Genomic DNA, 21021 nt, shown 5'->3' with positions numbered 1-21021 from the left:
TAAGCACCTCTTCACTGAGGAGCCGTGTAACGGGAAACTGTTAAGCACGGTTTTGGAGAGCAACGGCTCTCGTGAGGGAGTCGTTGACTTTAATCAAGTTATTAGAGATGCGGAACTGGGAAAGCGACTGGTTGATAAGTTGGTCAAAATTTATCGTACGGTCGGCGAAGAATCTTGGATACTTGTGCATGTAGAGGTGCAAGCCCAGGAAGAATCTGATTTTTCTCGGCGGATGTATAATTACAACTATCGCATTTTTGATAGATACAATCGCTCGGTTGCATCAATTGCTGTGTTGGGAGATGAGGGTGTTGACTGGCGACCAAATAAGTTTGGTTATGATTTATTTGGTTGTAAGGTTGATTTTCAGTTTCCACTTGTGAAGTTGTTAGACTATAAGCAAAGGTTGTCACAGTTAGAATCTAGTCACAATCCTTTTGCTACAGTGGTGATGACGCATTTGGCTGCATTAGAAACCCGCAATAATCGATTACAACGCAAGCAGCAAAAACTGACTTTGGTTAGAAGGTTGTACGAACAAGGGTTTGAACGAGAAAGTATCATTAATTTATTCCAGTTTATTGATTGGATGTTGACTTTACCATCTGCATTAGAGAATGAGTTTTGGCAAGAATTTCGTGAATTTGAGGAGGCTAGAAGTATGCGTTATATTACGAGTGTTGAGCGGATTGGAATTCAACAAGGGATTCAACAAGGAATTCAACAAGGGATTCAACAAGGGTTAATAAAAGGTATTTCCTTGGGATTAAAGCTCAAATTTGGGGAGTCAGGTCAAAATTTATTACCTGAAATTGAATCTATTGGGGATGTTAACTTGTTGTCAGCTATTTTAGAAGCGATAGAAACTGCCGATTCGGTGGACGAATTGCGGCAAATTTACCAACTAGCAAGCGAGTAGTTTAAAAGCAGCGACACTCAAGGGAGAAAGTCACTTTGTGAACGCACAACCACTCAATCACCAATATAACGTTCGGCTTTGCGATCTCGTAGAGAATCGCATCTCCCAACTAAAAGCTTTGATAAGCGATCGCCTAAAATTACTAATCTTGTATCTTTGGAAAAGATATAAAGACGCGATACCCTTGCGTCTCTACACTCGTATTTCGGGTAATGCATAGTTCATTTGCAACAGATGTTTAATGCTGATTGTGGTGTAGATGCTGGTGTATCGACTTAGTAAATGGCTAGCTTCTACTTTCATAGTATGAAACGCAAAGTCTCTAAACGCGATCGCCTGAGATTGGTAAGGCTAGTTTTAGTGATCGCATTTATATTAACTGGTATTATTCCTGGTAGGATAGCGATCGCCTTCTATCAAGCCCCAATACCCCAGGCTATTTTAGTTTTGGGGAGTGCTTCCGAAAGAATGGAGTTTGCAGCGCAGTTTTGGCAGTCTCACTCTAATTTAGATATTTGGGTTTCTGATTACGATTGGAATCTTGATGTTAATCGTCGCATTTTCCTTTCTCTTGGTGTTCCCAATCAGCGGTTGCATTTGGATGGTAGAGCAACGGATACTGTAACTAATTTTACGACTTTGGTAGAAGATTTTGTCACGCAGAAGTTACAGCATATTTATCTGATTACGTCGGATTATCATATGAAGAGGGCAAGAGCGATCGCATCCATAGTTTTAGGCAGTCACGGGATTGCGGTTACACCTGTGGGGGTTCCTTCGCGAGGAGATAAGTCAGAAACCCTGGTGCGAGTGCTGCGAGATTGTGGGCGTTCTGTGGTATGGATTTTTACTGGGAGGACGGGAGCAAGTTTGAACCCGCATTTGATGCTTTAAAACAACTGTTCCAATTAAATCGTCATGTAGTTACTGCTGATAAATCTAAATGGGAAAAAGAGCAGCAATCATATCATGTTCGACAAATTACTTGCGATATATCCGAAGCGAGGAACGTTCTTTCTTAGTGTCGCAGACAAGCAATCGCAAGATTTTGAGATTACTTCTCTTCTCCTGTCGGAGACGAAATTCGCGAACGAGACGCTCCTTTGAGGACTACGCGCTTCGCAAAGCCAGATGATAAGCGTTGCGCGGCAATCGCTTCGGACAAGTGTTTAGTCGTTATATTGTTATTGCTACCACAAATGTTAAGCATTTGAGTCGCTTTGCTGAGTCTAAAGTATGGAGAGATATTAATTTCTAATTCAATCAACTACATCTGGCTTTATTACTTCTTGTTCTGTGGCAGAAGTTACAGCATAAAATTGTGAAATTTGCACCAATATCGATTTGAAGTCAAAAGTACGAAAATTTATCTTTGCTTTATTTAGTCCGACCTAGTTATTGTTCGCGGTTACACCGTTTTTATTTTGCGCTGTGGTCAATGACCATTTAGTCCCAGATGCACCGTTTGTATTATTTCCAGTGATTACACAATAATCAAAAGAACCAGTTGAGGTAGCGATATGAATCCCATTATTACAGCCTTCTGCTATCAAATTATTGATAACTGATGTTCGGCGCATCGGAGCGGCAGAGGTAATGTCTGAAATACTTATACAATATCCAGTTACCTTGTTGAAAACGTTCCCGCTTATCACACAATCATTAATTGATTGTTTTACCAATATGCCAGCCGCACAACTCACAAAACTGTTGTTGTAAGCAGAAAACGATTTTGCTCCTGCACCATTGGCTTGATAAATACCAGCCGTTGCTAGCCCCGAAAATAAGCAATTCCTTATCATCCATCGAGCAACACTGAAATAACCTAAAGAAATACCATAAATCAGATTGCCAATACCATAAAACGAGCAGCTATCAACGATGCAGTCAGGGCTTTGATAATTATCACTGTCGCATTGTAACCCTACACCGTTCCAGTCGGTAAAGGTACAGCCCACGAATTTATTCCTAGCGAAAAGCCCCGATCCCCCTGTAACTGCAAATCCTTTCCTGAAATTGCAATTTTGAAAGATACCATCTGCCATTGCAGATACTTTAACTGTACCGTAGAATATACAGGCAGTAGCTATAAATCCACATGCTGATTTTGTTTGATAGTATTCGAGCAGATCGGTAATACTTTTAAATTCACAGCCAATTATTCTAAAGTCTAATGCTCCCGCCGCTCCTCCCATCGTCAAATCTGAGACAATGCTAGTGGCAAAATTACAGTTTTGAACTAATAATCCTTGAGTTGCTCCGTATGTAATCCCATAATAGCAGCGATCAAATCGCGAATTGATAATGCTAATATTTACCGAATTATTACTTATAGCGATCCCAGCAAGTAATCTATAAGAAGCTCCGTATGCGGATACAGGATTAAAATAAGTTTGATCGTTTCCACAGGCATAAAAAGTGCAACCATCAATCAAAACCTCGTATCCATCCTCAATATCTAATCCATCGAGAGCCGCTTTTTCAGCATAGCAATTGATGATTTTAATACCAGATGGAATTGTCTCACCACTGCCACCAGCAACCGTGTAGCAATGCCTGCCGCAAGTCGATACCCAACAATCACGAATCACTACATCTGTATGAGATAGACCCACCCCTTTCGCATATCCTGCAATGTATATTCCATCACCCGAATTCATCCCACCACCTGCAATATTATTTATGGTGCAATTAGAGATGCGAATATTTTGAATGCTGCCATAACGAGCCTCAACAATAATTCCGAAACCCCCTGAATCACTGTCTATTGTAGGTTTTACTTGGTTCGAGACTCCCATTTTTTGAATTACTACATTATTGATTTTGAGGTTAGAAATGCGCGTAGCGTAAATACCTACGCAACCACGAAATCCTGTAGAAATAGTAGAGGTCTGCCCTCCTCCATCAATCAGTAAATTATGAATAAAGATATTTGAACTGTCGCTAGAATTTCCTGTACTAAAAGCAGTGATTGAATTTGCCGCTAGCTGAATAATTGTCCCAGCCCCATCCCCAAATATCTCTCGATTAGATGGAATCGTAATCCCTTTGGTTATTTTGTAAGTGCCCGCAGGAATATAAACCTTGTTTGATGCTGTAACCGCAGATTGAATCGCGCTAGAATCATCCGTAATGCCATCACCAACCGCACCAAAATCTTTAACCGAGACAAACTCTTTTAATGTCATAAGTTTGCTAGAAACAGGTTGGATTGCAACCGCAAATCCGCTAGTAAGCATGGTAATAGCAGCAAACTTACGACGTGTCATTTTTGTCATTTTTCTTCTCTCTCAGATTGGGATATAACAAGTAAGTAGCCATCATGAGCTTCGCATACAAGTAAACATGAAAATAGGTTTTTCCCCCTTTACCATATTTTCAAGTCAGCCAATCACGGGATATGCGGTAATATCTGTTGCAGTGTCTCTAAGGGGTGAGAAGTCGGAGTCTTTGGTGCGGATGGTAAGGGATTTGGGCGATCTGTTGTGTGGGTTGTGACTGGGAGGACGGGAGCAAGTTTGAAGCCGCGTCTTGAAAAACTATGATTTTGCCTACCAAGCACTAAATGCCATAGTAGGACTTGAACCATGATGTAAATTTTTCTAATCCTACCTCAATTGGTGTATTTGGTCTGAACCCGACATATTGAACGAGATCGTCAACATCGGCATATGTGATTTCAACATCACCCGGTTGCATTGGCAAAAAATTTTTCTGTGCTTTTTTACCCAAATGACTTTCTAGCACTTCAATAAAGTGTAGTAATTCTACGGGTTGATTGTTGCCGATGTTATAGATTTTGTAAGGAGGAATGCTCGCATCTAAATCTGGTGTAGGGATTTTATCAATAACCCTCACCACACCTTCAATAATATCGTCGATATAAGTAAAGTCTCGTTGCATCTTGCCATAATTGAATACGTTAATTGGTTCACCTGCCAAGATTGATTTTGTAAAGGAATAGTAAGCCATATCAGGACGACCCCAAGGTCCATATACTGTAAAAAAGCGTAGTCCTGTAGCTGGAAGGCAATACAGATGACTATAGGTGTATGCCATCAGTTCATTAGCTTTTTTTGTGGCGGCATAGAGGCTGATGGGGCGATCGACATTGTCGTTTACGGAAAAGGGGATCTTCGTATTGGCTCCGTATACCGAACTTGAAGAAGCAAATACTAGATGTTTGACTTGGGAATGACGGCAACCTTCGAGAATATTAATGAAACCGCCTAGATTGCTGTCTGTGTAGGCATGGGGATTTTTGATGGAGTAGCGCACGCCTGCTTGAGCAGCTAGGTTGACTACAATATCAAACTGATGATCTGTAAATAATTTAGCTATACTTTCTCGATCTGCTAAGTTTAATTTATAAAAGCTAAAGTTCTCATTTTCCCGTAGTTGCTGAAGGCGATCGCATTTGAGTTTAACATCGTAATAGTCGTTTAAATTATCTAAGCCTAGAACGGTATCGCCTTTAGATAGCAGTTTTTGACAGAGGTAAAAACCAATGAAACCTGCTACACCTGTAACTAGAATAGAACTCATCGTCTTATCTTTTTTTCTTAATGTCTGCTAGTACGCGATCGTAGATTGCTTCGATTTGTTGCACCATTAAGTTAGCATCAAATAGTTGCCGTGTAAGTTGACGGGCATTGTTCCCCAGTCTTTCTCTTTCTTCTGGATGTTGCAATAAGTAGTTTAAATGTTGAGCTAGCTGTTCTATATTCTTTGCAGGAAAAAGCAAGCCTGTTTCATTGTGATGTACAATTTCGGGAATGCCATAGATATTAGGAACAACAACAGGCTTTCCGATTAGCATAGCTTCAGTCATGGCGCGTCCTAAGCCTTCCCATAGAGAGGATAGGGCAAAAACATCGGAAACTTTCAGAATTTCCGGTACATCTTCTCGTGAACCTAAGAATCTTACTTTATCTGCTATACCAAGTTGTTGGACTTGACTTTTTAGACTATTAAGGAGTTTGCCATCGCCAACTAACAGTAACAGGGTGTTAGGATGATTTTCTAGAACTTTGGCAAAGGCATCTATAAGAAAGTTAGGAGCTTTTTGTTCGTCTAAGCGACCTACTATGGAAATTGTTTGCCAAGCTTCAGGAATTTTCAGGGTATGTCGAGTATGTTGGAGATTAGAGGGACGATCTAATTTGGCAAAGTCGATGCCACTGTATACTGTTTGTGAATTGTCTAAGTTGAGAATGTTAAGCTTTGCTGCTTCTTGACGGTTAAGTTCGCTAACAGTGATAAAGAAATCTGTAAAAGAACGAGCGCTGCGTTCTATATTGATATAGAATTGGCGTTTCCATTTAGGCATAAAGTCATGAAATGGAAAGCCATGAATAGTATGTACAACAGGGATTCCTACTATTTTGCCAGCCCAACGCCCCAAGATTCCTGCTTTGGAACTGTGGGTATGGAGGAGGTCGAATTTTTCTTGTTGAAGTAACCTTACAATTTCGATTAGCGTCGCAATATCTTGTAAGGGACTGAGCGGATTAACAAGATTGGGAAGGGGGTGAAAAACATCTGCTGCTTTTTGTGCCCGTTCTTGCCAGAAACCATTGGGATTAGAGGCGAGGTGAACTTCATATGAGGAATTATGTTTCTCTAGAGTTAGGAGCGTATTGTCTTGCGCCCCCCCCATAGTGATACTAGTAATCAAGTGTAGAACTTTCATCGTTTAAACATAAGGAGAGTCCAAAGATGGTATTGCCAATTGCAATTTCCCATAAATGTTTTGCTCATTTACTTCTAATAGGCTGATTGTTTCAAGTTCCGATCCGATAAATGGTTCAGCAATACCAATTCATTCGTTCTTTTGCAGACCAGCAGGCAAAGGTTCAGGATGAGTATCCGTACCATTCCAGGTGAGAAAATATTTCTTGAACAAGTCACTACAGCCCAGGTAATCTGCGTTGGAGGGTAGCTTTAAAGAAAAATGGCAGTTCCTTAAATATCTTCAGCAATTTTAAATAAAGCTTGCCCTTTATGGTGATGCCACGATAGCAGTTAAAACTTTTGACGATTTCTCCACCAAATTTCTCTTTAAACTCGTTAATGCCTAGTTTTTCCCGATCTGTATTACCAACATACCAACCTCCCCAATCATAAATCCCAATTCCGGAATTTTTGAATCTCACCATATCCTGCCAGTGATGGTAACGATTTGCTCTTCCTAAGATTGACTGATAAGAAGTATCGTCATTTTTTTTAAGAGACGCAGAGTACGAAAGACACACTCTATTTTTACTACGATAGTAAACATGCCAAACCAGAGGACTACCATCTTTTAACTTGACACATGAAATATCGAGAACTCCAGCTTCGGCGCGTCTTTTTAACCTACTTCTGTTCATCTTGGACAAATCTTTTTGTAAAGCAAATAAATCATAGAAATCAGAAAAAATCTTGATAATATCAGAGTCAGGTTGTTCCCAATATTCATAAACAACATCATCTTTTTGCTCTGCTCGCCTAATCTTATATCTGTCATTCTTACCTATACTTTCATAGAGTTCATCATGACTTTTAGTTAGGTCTATCAGTCTTGTGTGAAATTCATCAGACTGAACACTCTCAATTGGGTGCGTCCATTGCATGTAATGGAGTGCATCTACATCATGTATTTCCCCTGGTTCTTCATCAAACCAGACTTCCCCTACTGAAAAAATCAGTTTCTTTGTGACAATAAGCATATTTTGTTTCTCCTATATCATTGATTAAACTCATTGAAACCGTACTCAGCAGTAACAGTTTTGAACTCGGATTGACTGAAGATGAACCTGTTAAAAAGCAAATTCTTACCAGGATTTAACCTCGACCATCTACACAAGCAATCCATTTTTCGTCATGGATGAAATGAGGGTCGATGTGGTGCATACCACCACTATTCCAACCAGAACCACTCGGTTTCAACACTAAATTTTGTTCAATTTCTCGTTCTTGATAAGTTGTAGTTGTTAACTCGGTAATCTCAAATGCTCTTACCTGAGTACCATAAGCAGGCTGACAGTCTTGAGTAAACCGAAAAATTTTATCATTCATCATCAAAACTCTACCAGCTGGTCTAGCTATGTGTGCATTGTTCCTGACAATTGGACTCTTTGGGTGTTCCAACCAAGAACCGAGCAAATCCTCTGCATAGTAAAGACGCAGGGTGTCATGTTTGTGATGAGAATTAGTTTCAGCAAATATCCACCATTTGTCAGCGTAACGGAAAATAGAGGAATCTACAAAGAATCCATCATTAAGGAGATTGCCAACGAAACTCCATTCTGTGGGAAAATTTGATGCCTTATAAAGTCGGATTGAGTTTGCTTGGTGACTTTCTGGAATCAAGTAATATTCATTTTTCCATTCAAAAACGTAGGGATAAGATAAGTGAAATGGTTCGGCAATTACAATCTGTTGATACTTCCAACTAGCTCCATCTTCACTAGTTGCAAATGCAATTTCTCCTCGACGTGTACTTTGATTCAAAACCTCAAAAAACATGAACCAGGTTAGCCCAACTTTAATCATAAAGGGGTCTGCAACACATGCGGCTCTGACATCTGATACATCTCTACGAGTCAGTACGGGATTTTTCGCGCTTGTAGAACTGGCTAAATCAAAAGGAGATTTGCCAGAATAAATGCCAATTGACCACCTTCCCTTTTTATTTAATGCCCCTAATGGCAGTTTATTTACTATGGGAATAGGCAGACTATTCACTAATGTATAGTGCAGTTCTTTGATGCTCTTTTTCAAGAATTTCATCTGTAAATTACGCTGTGAATAACTGGAGATTTTTGACGATTTTAAACTTATTGTCATCTTACAAATAGAGAAAGTGATTACCATGAAAAATTAAGTTTTCACCTCCATGAAAAACATCGTAATAATTTATTTGGTTTTTTTTTAAGTATTTCCTCGTATACTGCTTTAGTCTCATTTATCATTCGCTCAACTGTAAATTCTTGCTCAAATTTTTGTCTACCTGCTTCACCCATTTGCTGACGAAGGTCAGGAGACTGAATGAGAGTTTGCAATGCGTTAGCCAGTGCTTGTACATCTTTACGCGGTACTAGTAAGCCTGTTTTACCATGCTCAACTTCTTCAGGAATACCATTGACGCTAGTTGCCACAACAGGTAGACCAGCACGCATAGCTTCTAGAATACTGATAGGCAAACCTTCATAATGGGTACTGAGAATAAAGATTTGAGATTGGGCTAATAAATTGGGTACATCTGTTCTGTCACCTAAAAAAGAAACTTTTTCTGCAATTCCAAGGGAATGTGCTAAATCTTTGCAAAATTCCAGAGATGAACCACTACCAACCAAATCAAGGTGGTAGTCGTGGTTAGACAATTCAGCGATCGCTTGAAGTAATGTAGTTTGGTCTTTTTGTTCGTTAAAACGTGCCACCATAATCAGTTTAGGTGGCTGTTGTGAAGAATTAGCAATAGGCACAGGATTGTTAGCAATACCATTGCGAATAGTGCAGAGTGAATTTTGATTACCAACTCCAAGACTTAGAGCTAGTTGGCGATCGCTCTCACAAACGCAGATCAGTTTTGCTGTTAATGGTGTCAATAATTTTTCAGATATCAATGCAATGAATCCACGAAGTTTTGGGCTTCCAGGAGTAAATCCCCAACCGTGAGCGGTGAATACAACAGGTATTTTGCAAACCCATCCAGCGATACGTGCTACCACACCAGCTTTACTACTGGCTGCATGGATGATATCTGGTTTAATTTTTTTGATTAATGAAATACATTCTTTGATAGCTAGAAAATCACTTGATAATTTAATATCACGATTCAAATTTGAAATTAAATATACAGAAACGTCTAAACTGCTAACAACTTCTGTTAGAAAACCGAATCTGCTTGTTGCCAAATTAAATTCATAATCTTTATGAAAATTTGCGATCAAATCGTAAACATTTTTCTGAGCGCCACCAAGTTCAGACTTTGTGATGATGTAGAGTACAACATGTTTTTTTGAATATTTCATACACAGCAATTCCAGCTTATTTAATTGGTGTAAAAGTGGAAAGGTTATTAACTGACATTTTTTTTGTACAAATCTATATATTCTGTTACTGTTTGCTTGATATCAAATCTAGATGCTCGAAGTTGAGCATTTTTGCCCATCGTTAAACGTAAATTTTGGTCTGCAAGTAACTTGCTCAATTTTTTAGCAATATCATCTTCAGACAGAGGGTCAACAAGAAATCCAACTTCAGATGTTTCAGTTGATTCTTCTGTGACCACCTCTCTAACTCCAGGGACATTGCTGACAATTACGGGCAGTTCTGCTGCCATTGCCTCAACCACAGCTAGACCAAATCCTTCCCATAATGAAGTTAGAAGAAAAATATCGGCTTGGTGAAGTAAATCAGGAACATCGGTGCGGAAACCTAAAAATTTAACCTTAGATTCGAGGTTTAGAGAATTAACCAGTTCTCTCAACTGTTGTTCTAAAATACCAGAACCCAAAATCCAATACTCAAAAGCCTGCTCGGAAATTTTGTTCAAGGCTCGGATAGCAGTTGCGTAGTTTTTTAGCTCGACTAAACGCCCAATCGATATGATTATAGGGGTATTACCTTTGGGCTGAGATGTAGAATGAGGCAAGTATTCTTGAATATCAATACCATTATGTATAGTCGTTATTTTTTTCATTAATTGAGGTTGTGAATCAAGCAGAGCCTCACTAGCAGCAGAGCTAATACAAATAATTTTTTGATAAAAATTATAGAAGAAGTTATCAATTAATTTACCATAAAATTTATTTCGTCTCCAGTTAACCGTACTATGTTCAGTAGTTATCAAAGAAGCTTTTAAGTTTAAATATCTGCTGATTATGGGAGTAAAAAATTGTGAAGGAAATAGATGAACATGAATGACATTTAAATCCTTCCACTGCCGTTGAGATAAGAATGAATATAGTTTGAATGGTACTGATAATTGGTAAGGACTATCAAAGCCAAGAGAATAAGCATTTGGTAGACTACCAGCCGAGGATTGCATTAAACTGAGAGCATGACTATCAATACCTTGCTTCAGACACATTTGATGTATCTGAAGAGTGAGTTTCTCTGCTCCGCCGCCTTCAAAGGAGTTAATAACGTGTAGAATTTTCATAGTTTATTACTGATGTGTCATTCAGTCTGTTATAAGTTTGAGAAAATTGGTGACATATTAAGAGTCGCAATATCAAATCCGTGAGACTGAGCTTCTAATCCCATAATTACAAGAGGCACCATTGACAGAATCTTAACTTGATAACCTCTCTGAATAAGATTAAAAGCCAGTTCTATTACTTGCTGTTCTGCTCCCCCTAAACCTAAACCAGTAGATAGTATTAGAATTTTCTTATTCATTGTTTTAGATAAAACTTTAATTGCATTTTCACTAATGAATTAGAAAAAAATAACATTGTAAATTACGCGATAAATTTTTCATTTTTATAAACATGATCTGCTAATCCTAAAGACAGCCAAAGCATAGGAAACCAGTAATTAGATATAAATAGGTAATGTATAGAAAGAGATAATACAGCAATTAAAACCAATTGAGACTCTAAGGAACTTAATCTAAATAACTGAATAATCTTCTTGGTAATAAATCTTAAAAAAAGTAGTAAGCCGAGCACCCCAGAAGCAATTAATATCTCACCATACAAACTGATAAAGCCTCCACCTTCTGGCATCATAATACCTGCAAATACCTCTTGATCCGCCGCCATTTGAGCACCTGTACCCCAACCGATTCCGAATGGTGCAACCAGGAATAAATTGGATATCTTCTGATATTTCTCACTTCTATCATTAACTGTAACAGTGTTAGATTGTTGAGAGGGATCTAAAAATATTTCTAATCTAACACCTACAGTTTCATCGATATAGGGTCGTGCGATATCAGAAGATAAGGCTATAAACGTAATCATAACTATCCCAATCACTAAAACAATAGAATTTTTTGAACGAATTCTGACAACCGCACTCAATAATATTGCTAATGGAAGTGCAACAAATGACGCTGCACTGAATAAGAGTGTATAACCCGATAGTACAAGCAAATAGTAGCTAAGTAGTATAGGCAGCGGCTTATCTTTTAAGTAGATGAAAGAAAGTGGTAAAGCCAATTCATAAAAAGTTGCCATGTGACCTGCTTCCACAGCTAGACCACGCGGTCTGATAATACTTCCCATAAGCGTAGCATCTGCTAATTCATCAGTAGTACTATAGGGAATAAAATCACTAATGGTAATGCCTAAATAATTACTTAATATGAATTCAATAATTATAAAGATAGAAACAAATGCAAGAGACAAAGCAAAACTACTCGCCAATATATTAATAGATTTTAATTTATTAATTAAACTTTTAAAAACAATGTAAAATAAAAAAATAGAAGTAGATATTGCACAGGTATGATTCAGATTTTTGACACCTAATTTATCTATTGCAAAGAACATACCTAGAATTCCCATAATCACCATTAATATAATTTCTAAATCTTCTTTAAATATCTTCAATCGTCTTATTACTATCAAATAAATAGATATAGGCATCATATATAAAAGAGGTAGCGGCAGCCAGGGAGTTAGCGAAAAAGCAGCAATAAATGGTATTAGCATGATATATAATTGCGCCAGTTTAACTTGAAACTTCATAGATTATATATGAAACAAAAAAGCAAATTTTAGTATTTTTTATTTTTACTAAATAATAATTTATTTAATCTTTTATAATCAAATGCTTGAGAATTAATAAACCACTTAATCAACATGATAAATTGTACAATGCATAAGCAGAAAATAAACTCAAAACTATCCTTAACAAGAAATCCACCGATAGCAAAAGCAATAAAAGAAAAAAATGGTAAACTATACCATCTTAACCAAGTATTTGGATTTATATTGAGATACTTCATTCCCCAAACAATAGCTGACAAAACACACAAAAATCCTGCGTTACCTAGAATCGCTCCTATTAATCCAAACCTATTTGAAAAAAGGTAAATTAACACAATAGAAAGTAGGCTACTGAATAAGTGAATTGCTAGATTCTCTACAACTGCATTCACACTGAACAAAACGTAATATCCGACTGCATACAATGAATGAAGTGTCTCAATGATAATCATAATTCGGAATGCCAAAATATATTCACTCTTTACTACATCTCCAAGCATTACATGCATAAGAAACGGTGCCAGTGTAAAAAATACAGTTCCTAGCCCTAATGCAATTAGTGTATTAATTTCAACTGCTTGCTTAATCTGTTGTTGCAGCTTAGTTTTATCTTTATCTAGTATTGTTATTATCTTGCTGAGAGCAGGAAGTAAAGGCTGCACAGGTAAATCTGATAATCGACTAATCACTGTTGTGAGATCGGTAATTGTTGCATAAACTCCCAATACCTTAGAACCTAATAAAGCTCCTACAATTAGGCGATCGCCTCTGGCAAAAATCATTCCCCCCAACGAGGTTAGCCAAGTCATCAGACTATATCGAGCTATTGCTAATCCTCTTTTTTGGTTCCAGTTTACGTGCAGTTTCATGTTATGGGTTAAAGTTCGGAACACCCAGATATGACCCAATAAAATTGCTATAGCTGCTACAGCTTGCCACTGCATGAGGGCGATTGTCCGTCCTCCCAGCCAAGTCACTATTAACATTCCAAAAGAAAGCAATAGCGATTCAATTGTATTGAATAAATTTGCCAAGTCATAACGTTGATAGGCTTGTTCCACACCAATCAAAACCCTTTGAAGCAATCTTGCCCACACTACTAACCCACCAATCTGTAAAGCATGTTGAATTGTTAGTTGTTGGACTTGTCCTAATTTAGGAAAGAAACTAACAATTAGTTCAGCACCAAATAACAGAGAAATAGCGGCAATAGTTGCAAATATCAGCATTCCCCCAAAGGTTACAGTCAATGTCTCTGAAAGAGAATTGGATAAATCATTGGCATCTTCTTTTACTATGTCCTGTGAGACAAATACTGTAGTTGCGACAGAAAGACCTGCCTCGGCTAAATTAACCACTTGCACCACTGCATAAGCCAGTGTCCACAACCCATATTCTTCAATTCCCAGCATCCGAATTAGTATGGGAATTGTGAGTACAGCTAGTCCAATTCGGACTACTCCCCCCACTGTATTGTAGAAACCATTCTTTAGTAAACTATTTTTCACTAAAAATATTCTCGTTAGATAAATTACTTTTTCTGAACATACAGAATAAATTGCTTAAAACTCAAACTAAATGGTTAGGAAAATCCTATATTAGGCAACTTCACTTTATCCTTCTTATTCCGAACGCTGCTATTTTTCTCGTAATAACCCTTATGACTGTAGTAACCACTAATTTCAGCCGTGACCGCATTCACCACCATTCCCAAAACGTGCGATCGCGATTGCTCTAGCATCGTCTTCGCGGTCTTGGCAACAGTTGAGTCAAGCACTCCCGGACGTACAACCAGCAATATCCCATCTGCCACCTTGCTCAACATCAAGGCATCACCAAATAAACTCAGAGCAGGAGTATCAATAATTACACAGTCATACTCTTTAGCTGCCTCTTGGATCAACCAAGCCATGCGCTGCGAGTCCAGTAGTGCTGCTGGGTTAGGTGGAATTGTCCCAACGGTTAGCACATCCAAGTTAACCAGTACTTCTTGGGTAGTGCGGGCAAACTCTGCTTGACCGACTAGAACATTACTTAATCCGATTGGGTTAGATAATTTCCAGATTTCCTGTTGACAAGAGTGACGCATGTCCGCATCTACTAACAACACCCTGCGTCCCATGTGTGCCTTAGCTACTGCTAGGTTAGCTGCCACAAATGACCTACCTTCACCTGGAGTTGAACTAACCACCGCAATTATTTTCAGTGGTTTATCAGAGATGCTAAAATCCAAGTTCGTCTGAAGCATCTCAAAGGCTGAACTTGCTAGTGAATGAGGATTATCTCTGACTGGCAGTTCGACTAAAGACTCTTTACCACCCTTCGCTTTTTGACCAAAGTGAGGAATTGTACCTAGTAAAGGATAACCAAATAGCTGCTGGGCTTGTTCAAGAGTTTTCAGGGATCGATCCATAGCTTCCAAGATCAAAGCTATCCCTACACCCAGCAAAATTCCCAAAAATCCACCGAGCGCTAGGTAGAGTATAATCTTGGAATTTGCTTTGTTGGGAACTAAAGCCGCAGATACCACCCGCGCATTGCCGACATTTTGATTTACTACTACCTCCACTTCTTGCGATCGCTTCAACAATTCTTCATAAGTTGCTCTAGCTACTTGCAACTGTCGCTCTAGCTGTTGCTGTTTTTGTTGCAGTTTAGGTAAGACACTCAAGCGTTTTTGTGAAAGTGCGTATGCATTCTTCAAAACCGTGACTCGGTTGGCTAGTGCTGAACGTTCTACATCCGACTGCACCAACTGAGCAGTTAGGTTTTGTTTGAGTTCTCCCATCTGCAAATTCTGCTGGGACACAGGTTGCTTGCCAACATTTTCGCCAATTCTCACCTCTAACTGCTTTTTCAGGGCAGCTCCTTTTGCCATTAAATTAGCGATCTGAGGATGTTTATTTGTATAGCGAGTCTGTGCCACCGCTAACTCGTTTTCCGCTTTCTGATATTCTGTTAACACCTCCTGCACAGCTTTTGATTGGCTTAAATTGCCCATATCCACAGCTTGCTGCGAATTCAATTTCAATTGACGTTGCAGAAGTTGTGAGCGAGTCTCGGCATCTACCAAATTTGACTGAGCCTGGGTAATCTGGTCTGATAAAGCTGTAAGTCTTTCCACACCTGTGGTAGCTTCTTGATCTAAGGCAACTACTTTGTTTTCTTCTTTAAACCGACGCAAACCTGCCTCTGCTCTTGCTACCCTTCCCTCAACGTCAGGCAATTGCTTGCTCAAAAATCTGTTTGCAGCTGTGGCTTGGGTTTGATTGACGCTAATATTGTTCTCCAGATAATACGTCATCAGCGAATTCACAACAGCTGCGGCTTCTTTTGGATCGCTACTGTTGTAAGAAATCGCCAAGATGTCTGTACCTTTCAAGCTCTTAACCTTGAGTTTTTCGAGAAACTCATCTATTTCTAGGGGTGTTCCTTGCTTATCTGTCAGCTTGAGGTTAGTGATGGTTTTCTCAACTAGCGGGTTAGAACGAATTATCTCTGCTTCTGTATCCAAAGGGCTGCTTAGTTCAGTTACACCCCTTAACTCTCCAACTGATGCTGAGGGACTTGTCAGCGAAGAAACGCGATCGGTTTTATTAAAAAGCAACTTGCCTTGTGCTTCATAAATTGGTTTTTGCCTGAAGGCAGTTAAAGCTGACAATCCGAAGACTGAGCAGGTCACCACAGCTATGACTAGCCAACGCCTTTTGAAAATCAGCGAGTATTGTTGCAAATCTAAGGAGTTTTGGTCTTCTTGGTTAGAGGGCATGGCATATGTTGCTTTCTTTATCTGAAGTACTTAGTAGTGCTATCCTTCAATCGTTAGGTTGCCAGGGTAACTATTTAGACAAAACTAAACAACAATTAATTAAGCAATGAGTATAAAAACTACGCTCAATTTGAAGTGCTTATGATTAGCTACTTGCAATTTTTTCGCGATCGTATTTATTTTTATACTTCATATATAGTTCTTCTCACAGAAAAATTGCTCGATAATCAAGACGTTTTTAGTTATATTTACTGAAACTTTAAATAAACTTGATACGTTTTTAGTGAAGAAAAACAAACCTCTACGTCTATTTATGTTCGTATTTTTACTTAGGCTTAGGTTAGTTTTCTGAAATCAAATTCGGCAAATAGATTTATAGACCGAAAAATTCTCGAACTTGTTTAAAAGCAAATTCTGGCTTTTACTGTCATTTATGCTTTTTATATTTCGATTTTGGACTTTTGCTCAGTTATTTGACAATCCAAAATAATACTGAATATTTAAGTATCAAAAAAATTATGAAATCGAAGATTATTTTCAGTATGCTTGTGTCTGCAAGATAAAATTATTGCTTTATTTAATCTTTAAATCAAAAATCACATAAAGCACCTATCATAAATTTGTTGCATCAGTAGAATTGCCTGGATACAGTTTGGGTAAGTTTACTGCAACTATCATCAAGTTTCTTTATTTTTCAAGTGAATTTACTGTCATACTGAGATGTGAATATTAGACAAAATACTTAAAAAGTCTAAGTGTGTAAAAAACACGGCAGACCAACATTTTTCATACTGGTATGCCATGACACAAAACAACTCGGGTTGAGTATCGCACTCGTCTTACTTTGTTATGTCAGTTTCCCCAACAGTACTAGGTTGCCTAGCATAGTACGCAGCCTATTTGTATTGTTAGGAGTGAGAATTATGAGGTTGCTTCTACCAAATAAATCAATATCAGGATACTGAATAGTAAGAAAAATCATGAGTCTTACGAGTTATGTCAGTTCCCCGACCAGTACTAGGTTGCCTAGCGTAATACGCAGCTTACCTGTATTGCTCTTACTGGGGGACATTTTTGGGTTGTTCATTTGTGTAGCGATCGCGCTTTGGTTGCGTTTAGGTGAACCATTAAATAAGTTCGATCCGTTCGTTTGGGGTTTTGTGTTGTTGGTTTTGGTCGAGCTTTATTTGGTAGACGCTTACCATCCAGACAGACAAATTGCAGGTTTACGGACACCAGCAAGAATTTTGATTGGCAGCATCGGTATTAGTATCTTTACCTCTGCCTTGATTTACCTATTTGGTGCTTGGGGAAATTATACCTTGGCAGGGCGAGGTATTCTATTACCAAGCTTGGCAATCTTTACCATCTGGGCAATAATTTCTCGGCTATATGCCGGAAAATGGATGCGATCGCAAGCGCAACAGACTCGTTGGCTGATATTGGGTGCAGGTACAAGTGCGATCAAATTTGTACAAAATTTGCTGACGTTAAATCCCCTCGGTAAATTGGTTGTGCTAGCTGAAGTTGGTCAAGACACTACTCAAAAAGATAGCCATCTCAATTGTGTAGGTAATTTCAACGACCTGTCAAACTGGAGCCAAGGTTCTTGGTCTGGTGTGGTAGTGGCAAGCGATATTCGTTTTTCCGAACCACAGATCCAGCTTTTGATGGAAATGCGATTGCGAGGTATTCCAGTTTATCGATTGCCAGATTTTTACGAAAGTATATGGTACAAAATTCCCTCATCCTTGCTACAAGATAAGTGGTTGGCATTTAGTGCTGGTTTTAACTTGATGCCCGGTTACTTCAGCATGAAGCTGAAGCGGGTTGCCGATTTGATTCTCACGAGTATATTACTTATATTTGTGTCTCCAGTGATGCTGCTTGCAGCTTTGGCAATCAAGTTAGATAGTCCGGGTCCTGTGTTCTACAGTCAGTTCCGAAGCGGATTATACGGCAAGCCATTTAAGGTTTACAAATTCCGCTCGATGTATCAAGATGCCGAAAAACGAGGAGCGCAGTGGGCAAGTCAACGCGATCCACGTATCACCAAAGTTGGATATTGGCTGCGAGTAATGCGAATTGACGAACTACCGCAGATTTGGAATGTGCTGTGCGGTGAGATGACCTTGATTGGTCCGCGTCCAGAAAGACCGGAATTTGATGTCAAACTTAAAGAAGCGATTCCCTATTATGAAGTGCGTTATTTGGTAAAGCCAGGAATTACTGGTTGGGCACAGGTGATGTATCCTTACGGTGCATCGGTTGAAGATGCCTACGAAAAACTAGCTTATGACCTTTACTACATCAAGAATTATTCTCTTTGGTTGGATATGGCGATCGCCTTCAAAACCATTCGAGTTGTTTTGTTAGGTAAGGGTAGATGAAAAAAGTATTAGTGACTGGAGGTGCTGGTTACATCGGTTCCCACGTTGTCCGTCAACTGGGGTCAGCTGGCTACGATGTCGTAGTTTACGATAATTGTTCTACAGGTTCCCGGACATCTGTATTGCACGGTGAATTGATTATTGGCGATTTAGCAGACACCGAGCATCTTTATCAAGTCTTTGCCAAACATCAATTTACTACAGTGGTGCATTTTGCCGCCAGTCTGAGTGTACCAGAATCAGTTGTCCGTCCCCTCGACTACTACGCCAACAACACCCGCAACACTTTGAACTTGCTGCGTTGCTGTAGTGTCATGAATGTCAACCAAATTATTTTTTCCAGTACAGCAGCAGTTTATGGAGAAGTAAAAGAAAATCCGGTTACTGAGTCAGTTCCAACACAGCCAATTAATCCTTACGGACGCTCAAAGCTGATGAGCGAATGGCTGATTCAAGACTACGCAGCAGCATCTTCTCTGCGCTACGTAATACTACGCTATTTCAATGTAGCAGGTGCGGAACCTGGTGGAAGATTAGGGCAAATATCAGCGAATGCAACTCATTTGATTGCAGCTGCAATTGATGCAGCACTCAAGCGCAAGTCAGCAATGCAAATTTTTGGTACTGATTTTCCCACACCAGATGGCACCGGAATTCGTGACTATATCCACGTTGAAGACTTAGCGACAGCACATTTAGATGCTTTGCGCTACCTGGAAGAAAACGGTGAAAGCCAAATTCTAAACTGCGGTTACGGACAAGGTTACAGCGTGCGACAAGTGATTTCACGGGTAAAAGCAATTTCTGGGGTGGATTTTCCCGTTATCGAAACTAACCGTCGTCCTGGCGATCCAGCTTGCGTGACAGCTTGTGCAGATAAAATCTCTAAAGTACTAGGTTGGCAACCGAAATACAACGACTTAGATAAAATAGTTCACACTTCCCTCGCTTGGGAAATGTACCGTGAAGGTTTGCTACAGAGTTCTTTAAATAAACCTATGCTACATGGTAAAATCACTTTCACAACTTAAATAAAATTGAGCCATTAACCATTTCTTTAGACGAACACAAAAGCAACATTTGCTGTTATTGGTTCTGGCAATGGTTTTCCTTGTGCTTGATAATCTTCAATTAAAAGCTCTAAAACTTCCTCACCATTCTTGACAGCATCTCCATAGGTGTCTCCATGAGTATGTGCGTAGGGACCAAACTCAGGTAGGCTGACAATGTACTTTTGATCTTCGGTTGACCACTGAATAAGAATGGTATACTGCGGTTTCATTCCTCTTGTTCCTTATTCTGAAGCTACGCATAGCTGATTATAAAGTATCATTTAGGGTGTTGCTTTTGGGCGGTAAAAGATAAATTGCCCCAGAAATTAACGTCAAAGCGACAGAAACCCAAAATGCAACCAGGCAAGGCATCTGCCACACTTGAGGAAGAGGTGCAATTAAAAGCGCGATCGCCACTATTTGACTTACCGTTTTCAGCTTACCCCAAATATTCGCCCCGGTAATCGTAGCTTGATTAACTCGCCAACCTGCGATCGCTAACTCTCGTCCTAAAATTAAAAATACTCCCCAAGCTGGAACTCGTCCTAACTCAATCAAAACCAATAACGGCGCCAGTACCAGCAATTTATCTACCAACGGGTCGAGAAATTTACCTAACTCGCTAATTTGGTTGAGTTTTCGTGCCAAATAGCCATCTAACCAATCAGTCAGCGCAGCCACGAGAAAAACCCCCAAACACACCCATCTAAGCTGAGGTGTAGGATTATATAAACCATAAAGTAAAAATGGTATACCCAGAAGGCGAGAAAAAGTAATCCAATTTGGTAGAGTCATAGTTAAGTTCTGTATAGTCAAATCTAGTCAGACATGGCTTTTGAGAAACTGCCACTTCGTTCACAGAACCTTAAAGGCATCTAGAATGGGGTCAAGATGAGTGACTTTAAAACCAGCTAGATTTACCCGAATTGGGTCAACTAAGACCTCACTATCCCCTGTCTTGAAAGCATTGGGGAATTCTTTTTTCATTATGTTGTAACTGCCGTTAATGTCAGCATTACATAATCGCCCAGATTTAGCCCGATATAGTCCGCGACATATCCGCTTTCCAGATGGCTTCCACCCAAATGGCTTAGTGCCATAATCAGGAATAAAGTCACCATCAATAAAACTGGCTTGTGACGTGTACGATTCTTCCCGAACAATGATATCAATCCCACAAAGATTG

Annotated in this window: 18 protein-coding genes and 1 pseudogene; 4 read left to right on the top strand and 15 right to left on the bottom strand. The window is 39.2% G+C overall.

Going from position 1 to position 21021, the window contains the following annotated elements; genetic code table 11:
- Nucleotides 1–919: RpnC/YadD family protein (locus tag PI95_RS29370; protein WP_236117248.1), on the top strand; the 919-nt coding region annotated here is incomplete at its 5' end.
- A 53-nt stretch (nt 920–972) separates the two neighbouring features.
- On the opposite strand, the gene PI95_RS29365 is transcribed toward PI95_RS29370, so the two are convergent.
- The gene (locus tag PI95_RS29365) at nt 973–1137 is read right to left on the bottom strand and encodes a hypothetical protein (RefSeq protein WP_163519299.1); all 165 of its coding nucleotides are present in this window, start codon (nt 1135–1137) and stop codon (nt 973–975) included.
- A gap of 88 nt (nt 1138–1225) precedes the next feature.
- Between PI95_RS29365 and PI95_RS29360 the strand changes: the two genes are divergently transcribed.
- Nucleotides 1226–1813: a YdcF family protein gene (locus PI95_RS29360; RefSeq protein ID WP_039741155.1), complete on the top strand. Its 588-nt coding sequence runs from the start codon at nt 1226–1228 to the stop codon at nt 1811–1813.
- Nucleotides 1814–2310: 497 nt separating this feature from the next.
- On the opposite strand, the gene PI95_RS29355 is transcribed toward PI95_RS29360, so the two are convergent.
- The 11 genes from PI95_RS29355 to PI95_RS29305 all read right to left on the bottom strand — a co-directional run bounded on the left by PI95_RS29355 (nt 2311) and on the right by PI95_RS29305 (nt 16393).
- Nucleotides 2311–4197, bottom strand: a complete 1887-nt coding sequence (locus PI95_RS29355; RefSeq protein WP_163519298.1) for a glycosyl hydrolase family 28-related protein — start codon at nt 4195–4197, stop codon at nt 2311–2313.
- 283 nt (nt 4198–4480) lie between these two features.
- Entirely contained in the window at nt 4481–5464 is a 984-nt protein-coding gene (locus tag PI95_RS29350) for an NAD-dependent epimerase (RefSeq protein WP_039741160.1), read from the bottom strand.
- A gap of 4 nt (nt 5465–5468) precedes the next feature.
- On the bottom strand, nt 5469–6578 hold the full coding sequence (locus tag PI95_RS29345; protein ID WP_201280660.1) for a glycosyltransferase family 4 protein: 1110 nt from the start codon (nt 6576–6578) through the stop codon (nt 5469–5471).
- 250 nt (nt 6579–6828) lie between these two features.
- Nucleotides 6829–7629, bottom strand: coding sequence for a GNAT family N-acetyltransferase (locus tag PI95_RS29340; protein WP_052324834.1), 801 nt, complete (start codon nt 7627–7629; stop codon nt 6829–6831).
- Between the two features lie 115 nt (nt 7630–7744).
- Nucleotides 7745–8692 (bottom strand): glucosamine inositolphosphorylceramide transferase family protein, encoded by a 948-nt coding sequence (locus tag PI95_RS29335; RefSeq protein WP_039741165.1) that lies wholly within the window; start codon nt 8690–8692, stop codon nt 7745–7747.
- A 98-nt stretch (nt 8693–8790) separates the two neighbouring features.
- Complete coding sequence (locus tag PI95_RS29330; RefSeq protein WP_039741167.1) at nt 8791–9936, bottom strand: glycosyltransferase family 4 protein; 1146 nt, start codon at nt 9934–9936, stop codon at nt 8791–8793.
- Nucleotides 9937–9983: 47 nt separating this feature from the next.
- Nucleotides 9984–11069 (bottom strand): glycosyltransferase family 4 protein, encoded by a 1086-nt coding sequence (locus tag PI95_RS29325; protein ID WP_039741170.1) that lies wholly within the window; start codon nt 11067–11069, stop codon nt 9984–9986.
- A 29-nt stretch (nt 11070–11098) separates the two neighbouring features.
- Nucleotides 11099–11308: a hypothetical protein gene (locus PI95_RS29320; protein WP_039741172.1), complete on the bottom strand. Its 210-nt coding sequence runs from the start codon at nt 11306–11308 to the stop codon at nt 11099–11101.
- A 62-nt stretch (nt 11309–11370) separates the two neighbouring features.
- A complete protein-coding gene (locus PI95_RS29315; protein ID WP_039741174.1) occupies nt 11371–12603 on the bottom strand; it encodes an O-antigen ligase family protein in 1233 nt (410 codons plus the stop codon).
- 29 nt (nt 12604–12632) lie between these two features.
- A complete protein-coding gene (locus PI95_RS29310; RefSeq protein WP_039741176.1) occupies nt 12633–14132 on the bottom strand; it encodes an oligosaccharide flippase family protein in 1500 nt (499 codons plus the stop codon).
- A 74-nt stretch (nt 14133–14206) separates the two neighbouring features.
- Nucleotides 14207–16393 (bottom strand): GumC family protein, encoded by a 2187-nt coding sequence (locus PI95_RS29305; RefSeq protein ID WP_039741178.1) that lies wholly within the window; start codon nt 16391–16393, stop codon nt 14207–14209.
- Nucleotides 16394–17373: 980 nt separating this feature from the next.
- Here PI95_RS29305 and PI95_RS29300 point away from each other — a divergent pair.
- Together PI95_RS29300 and galE are read left to right on the top strand one after the other, a co-directional pair.
- Nucleotides 17374–18783 (top strand): sugar transferase, encoded by a 1410-nt coding sequence (locus PI95_RS29300; protein ID WP_039741181.1) that lies wholly within the window; start codon nt 17374–17376, stop codon nt 18781–18783.
- The gene (gene galE / locus PI95_RS29295; RefSeq protein WP_039741185.1) at nt 18780–19814 is read left to right on the top strand and encodes a UDP-glucose 4-epimerase GalE; all 1035 of its coding nucleotides are present in this window, start codon (nt 18780–18782) and stop codon (nt 19812–19814) included. Before PI95_RS29300 ends, galE begins: the two co-directional genes overlap by 4 nt.
- Nucleotides 19815–19840: 26 nt before the next feature.
- On the opposite strand, the gene PI95_RS29290 is transcribed toward galE, so the two are convergent.
- The 3 genes and pseudogenes from PI95_RS29290 to PI95_RS29280 all read right to left on the bottom strand — a co-directional run.
- Complete coding sequence (locus PI95_RS29290; protein WP_039741187.1) at nt 19841–20065, bottom strand: type II toxin-antitoxin system HicB family antitoxin; 225 nt, start codon at nt 20063–20065, stop codon at nt 19841–19843.
- Between the two features lie 37 nt (nt 20066–20102).
- Complete coding sequence (gene pgsA / locus PI95_RS29285) at nt 20103–20630, bottom strand: CDP-diacylglycerol--glycerol-3-phosphate 3-phosphatidyltransferase (protein ID WP_039741188.1); 528 nt, start codon at nt 20628–20630, stop codon at nt 20103–20105.
- Between the two features lie 60 nt (nt 20631–20690).
- A pseudogene (locus PI95_RS29280) lies at nt 20691–21021 on the bottom strand (hypothetical protein); the annotation flags it as partial.

The sequence above is a fragment of the Hassallia byssoidea VB512170 genome (assembly GCF_000817785.2).
In the GTDB taxonomy this organism is placed as follows: domain Bacteria; phylum Cyanobacteriota; class Cyanobacteriia; order Cyanobacteriales; family Nostocaceae; genus Hassallia; species Hassallia carrinoi.
This window is presented reverse-complemented; position numbering and strand designations above follow the sequence as displayed.